At 65.8% G+C, this 4,334-nt stretch carries 4 protein-coding genes and 2 pseudogenes; 1 reads left to right on the top strand and 5 read right to left on the bottom strand.

The window, feature by feature from the left end:
* On the bottom strand, positions 1-475 hold a 475-nt coding region (locus G3436_RS26010; RefSeq protein ID WP_163951130.1), incomplete at its 3' end, for a DUF4880 domain-containing protein.
* Positions 468-983: an RNA polymerase sigma factor gene (locus G3436_RS26015; protein ID WP_163951133.1), complete on the bottom strand. Its 516-nt coding sequence runs from the start codon at positions 981-983 to the stop codon at positions 468-470. The genes G3436_RS26015 and G3436_RS26010, both read right to left, overlap by 8 nt.
* Before the next feature lie 147 nt (positions 984-1,130).
* Between G3436_RS26015 and G3436_RS26020 the strand changes: the two genes are divergently transcribed.
* On the top strand, positions 1,131-2,054 hold the full coding sequence (locus G3436_RS26020) for a LysR family transcriptional regulator (protein WP_163951136.1): 924 nt from the start codon (positions 1,131-1,133) through the stop codon (positions 2,052-2,054).
* 2 nt (positions 2,055-2,056) lie between these two features.
* Here the strand turns inward: G3436_RS26020 and madM are convergent.
* The 3 genes and pseudogenes from madM to mdcH form a co-directional block, all read right to left on the bottom strand.
* Positions 2,057-2,820 (bottom strand): annotated as a pseudogene (gene madM / locus G3436_RS26025) (malonate transporter subunit MadM).
* 6 nt (positions 2,821-2,826) lie between these two features.
* Positions 2,827-3,234 (bottom strand): annotated as a pseudogene (gene madL / locus G3436_RS26030) (malonate transporter subunit MadL); the annotation flags it as partial.
* A gap of 67 nt (positions 3,235-3,301) precedes the next feature.
* Entirely contained in the window at positions 3,302-4,225 is a 924-nt protein-coding gene (mdcH, locus tag G3436_RS26035; protein ID WP_163951139.1) for a malonate decarboxylase subunit epsilon, read from the bottom strand.
* Positions 4,226-4,334: the final 109 nt, after the last annotated feature.

Genomic DNA, 4,334 nt, shown 5'->3' on the forward strand with positions numbered 1-4,334 from the left:
GGTCTGCAGCGACCTGCACGAACAGTTCGCCACGGTACAGGCGCAGCCGCCTGCGGTCCTGTTCTATGAGAATGTCCACGCGGGTCTGGGGCCCGAGTATCAGGCGCGAGCCATCGTCGAGGGTAAGGCTGCGGCGCTCGGCGACGGCTGTGCGCTGGTCGGCGTACCAACCCTGCGTCTGGCCTTGCCACCCGAGCAGGCTGCCCAGCGCCAGCAGCACACCCAACCCGACCCCCAGGGTGCGGCGACGGCGGGGCTTTGGCGCAGGCTTCAGGCCTTGCCAGAGCTGTTCGGCGAGCAAGGCCGCTTGCTGGCGTGGTGGCGAGCTCTGGCGCCAGGCGGCGTAGGCGGCGTGGTCGGCCGGGGTAGCGTCACCGGCGTTCAATTGCACCAGGCGCTGCAAGGCCTCTTCAAGCGCAGGGGGCAACGGGGCATCCAGCGCCTCGTCGCTCAGCGGTGCGGCGGGATCATTCATCCAGCAGCCCCAGGCGCCGGATGCAGTGACGCAGGGCGCGCATGATGTGCTTGCACACCATGCTGGCAGAAACACCCTGGCGCTCGGCGATGGCCTGATGGCTGAGGCCTTCGAGGCGGTTGAGCAGCAATGCCTCGCGGCACAGCGGTGGCAGTTCATTGAGCGCCAGATGCAGGCACTCCAACTGGCGCCGCAACTCGAACTGGCGCTCGGGGCCGGCACTGGGGTCAAGCAGATAGTCGTCCACATCATGCAGCGCAATGTGCTCGCCACGACGTGAAACGCTGCGTCCCATGTCGATCACCAGGTTGCGCAGAATGCGCATCAGGAAGAACCGTGGGTTGTCGATGTGCGGCGCCGGTACCGCGCCGTGGCTGAGCCCTGCGTATCGCACAAAGGTATCCTGGGTGAGGTCTGCCGCCATTTGGCGATCACCCACGCGGTGGTAGGCGATCTGCTGCAGTTCGCGGTGATACAGACGAAACAGCTGATCCAGATCTTCGGCCATGCCGGCTTTGCCCTTTGTGCCCAGGAGAACGTTCGGGGCATGCTAATTCAGATGGAAATGCTTCGCAATCACGTACTTGGGCCGTCGACAGCCCGGCTGCCACGCAGTATCGTCAGGCGCCCGCAATAACCATGATGGAGCCCCCGCATGCTGATCGACGAAGCGCTGACGCTGAAGAAGCTCGAAGTGTTCCTGGCCTTCATGCGTACCGGCAACCTGGGGCGTGCGGCCGCTGAACTGGATACCAGCAACGTCAGCGTGCACCGCGCCATTCACTCGCTGGAAAGCGCGCTGCGCTGCCCCTTGTTCAAGCACGAAGGGCGCAACCTCACGCCGCTGGAAAGTGCCTATGTGCTGGAGGAACGTGCGCACAAGCTGATACAGGATGTGCATGAGACGGTGCGCCTTACCCGGGAAGCCGCCGGCTTCTCGGCGGAGCGCTTCAGGCTCGGCTCGCTCTACTCATTGACGGTGAAGACCGTGCCGCAGCTGATCATGGGCCTTAAGATTCGTCGCAGCGAACTCAATATCGACCTGATCATGGGCTCCAACATCGACCTGTTGTACAAGCTCAAGAACATGGAGACCGATGCGATCCTGGTGTCGCTGGATGACAGCATCAACGACCCTGACTGCGAGCAGCTTGCGCTGTTCAGCGACGATATCTTCCTGGCAACGCCGGCCGATTCGCCATTTGCAGGCCAGGCAGAAGTCGACCTGAGCGATCTGCGCGATGCCACCTTCATTACCCTAACCCAGGGCTTTGCCACCCACCAGGACGGTGTGCGGGTGTTCCAGCAGGCGGGTTTCGAGCCCCGTGTGGCGATGCAGGTGAACGACATCTTCACCCTGCTCAGCATGGTCAGTTCGGGGGTCGGGTATGCGTTGCTGCCGGGGCGCATTGCCGCCGTGTACGAGAACCGCGTCAAGCTGATCCCGCTGCAGCAACGCTATCGCTTGCAGCAACACATCGGCGTGGTGTTTCTCAAGGCCAAGGAGCGCGACCCCAACCTGCTGGCGCTGTTGGCCGAATGCCGGATGTACGCCACCCGGCATGCGCAGACCGACTGACCTCAGCCCACCATCGCACGTACCACAAAGTACAGTAGCGAAGGGCCAAGCAGGCACCCAAGGCCGGTGTGGAAGGTAGCCGTGAGCGCACCGTAGGGCACCAGGCGCCGGTCGGTGGCGGCAAGGCCTGCGGTCACGCCGCTGACGGTGCCGGCCAGGCCGCCGAAGACCATCGCCGATCGCGGGTTGTCCAGCCCCAGCCAGCGCGCCGCGAACGGCGTGCCGACCATCACCAGGATGGCCTTGATCAGGCCGGTGGCGATGGACAGGGCCATCACGTCGGAACTGGCCCCAATCGCCGCGCCGGTCACCGGGCCGACGATGTAGGTGACGGCGCCCGCACCGATGGTGGTCATGCTCACAGCATCGCGATAACCGAACAGCCAGGCCACGCTGGCCCCCACGATAAACGGCAGGATCGTGCCCAGCAGCAGCGCCACCGCGCCGATCATGCGGCCTTGCGCGCCTCGGTGGCCTGCACCTCGAACGCGGTGGCGACAATGGCGAAGTCACGCAGCATGGCGCCGCCCATCAGGCCGATGCCGGAGAACAGCGCCAGGTCCGCCAGGCCCTTCTGCCCGCCGGTAAGGGTGCCGCCGACCCAGGCCAGTACCAGGCCGATGACGATGGCGATGGCCGAGCCGTGCACCCGCCCGAAGGTCAGTTTCTTGGACAGCACCACCGACACCCACATGATCACCCCGACGAAGGCGAAGGCGGTGATCAGGCCGTTATGTTCCAGGGCTTTCTCGATCATGCTCCACATGTCAGCGCCCCCTGCTGCAGCGGCTACCGGGGTGTCCTGCAGCTCGGCCGGCAACGGTTCACCTTTGTGGGTACGGCTGATCAGGGCGATGGTCGCCCCGCACAGCACCACCGACCCGATCGCCGCCAGTACCGCGACCGGCCCGCCGTGCAGCGCGGTGACCACGTTCTGCTGGGCGGCCATGGCCACCACCACCGGGATGTACATCGCGCCCCAGAAACCCACGCCCAGTTCGCACTCCTTGCTCATGCCGCCGTTGCGCTGCATGTACAGGCGCGCGCAGATCAGCAGGATCATGGCGATGCCCACGCCGCCCACGTTGGATTGCACGCCCAGCAGTACGCCAAGCAGGTCGCCGATGATCACGCCAGCCAGCGTGCAGATCGCCAGTAATGCCACACCGTAAATAATCATTGTTGTAAGCCTCAATAGTGCAGGGTCGAAGTTGCTTGTTGTTGTTCTTCGAAGCAGCAGCCGGTGTCTACAGGGTGGGGTGGTTCTCCTTGTGCAACAGTGACTGGAGGGTATCGAGACGTGCACTGTCGAATGCGATGACAGTACCTTGTTCCAGTACCCGACGGGACAAGCCGGTGAGCACCGCGCCCGGCGGCAGTTCGACCTGCAGGCGCACGCCGCGCTCGCAGGCGCTTTGCACGGTGGCGCGCCAGTCGACCTGGCGGCACATGTTCCAGGCCAGGTCGTCGCGCAGGTGTTCGGGGGTGCGCAGCAGGCGTGCGCTGCTACTGCTCAGGTAGCCTACGCGGGGTGCCTGCAAGGGGATGCGGGCGAAGGCCTGGGCCAATGCCTGGGCAGGTTGTTCGAGCAGGGCGCAATGCGACGGCACGCTCATCGCCAGGCGCTTGGCCAGGCCCGCACCCTGCTGCCGGGCGAGGGCGGCCACCGTGGCCATGGCCGCGTCGCTGCCGGCGATCACCAGTTGGTTGTCGGCATTGATATTGGCCAGGTAGACCGGCGTGTGCGGGCTGTGAACCTGTGCCAGCAAGGTTTCCAGCGCGCGCTGCTCAAGGCCCAGCACAGCGGTCATGCCAAAGCCCCGGGGGTAGGCGCGTTGCATCAGATCGCCGCGCAGGCTGACCAAGCGCAGTGCATCGTCAAAGCTCAGCGCCTGGGCCGCGACGGCAGCGGCATAGGCGCCGATGGACAGCCCGGCGACATAGTCCGGTGCTGGCAGCAGGCGTGCGCAGGCGGTGCCGGCGATCAGCAGGCACAGCTGCACGGCGCGGGTGGTGGCCAGGGCCTCTGGAGTGTCGAGGCTGAGCACATCCTGGCCGAGCACGTCGCTGGCCTGCTGCAGGGTATCGCGCACGGGCGCCAGGGCCGGCAGGCGCTGCAACATGCCGGGCGTTTGCGCGCCCTGGCCGGGGAACACCAGCAGGCTGCTCATGCCGCCACCTGCCAGGGGCTGTCGACCAGACGTGCACCCTCTGCGCACTTGAGCAGTACCTGAGGGCGCGGGCCTGCCAGTTCGGAGAGGGCGACGGCGCCCAGCGGCG

It is taken from the genome of Pseudomonas brassicae (assembly GCF_010671725.1).
GTDB classification, from domain to species: Bacteria; Pseudomonadota; Gammaproteobacteria; order Pseudomonadales; family Pseudomonadaceae; genus Aquipseudomonas; species Aquipseudomonas brassicae.

What these genes read in the sequence shown, in the direction of transcription:
- G3436_RS26015 (WP_163951133.1), bottom strand. Translation starts at nt 983, where the DNA reads ATGGCCGAAGATCTGGATCAGCTGTTTCGTCTGTATCACCGCGAACTG.
- mdcH (WP_163951139.1), bottom strand. Translation starts at nt 4,225, where the DNA reads ATGAGCAGCCTGCTGGTGTTCCCCGGCCAGGGCGCGCAAACGCCCGGC.
- G3436_RS26020 (WP_163951136.1), top strand. Translation starts at nt 1,131, where the DNA reads ATGCTGATCGACGAAGCGCTGACGCTGAAGAAGCTCGAAGTGTTCCTG.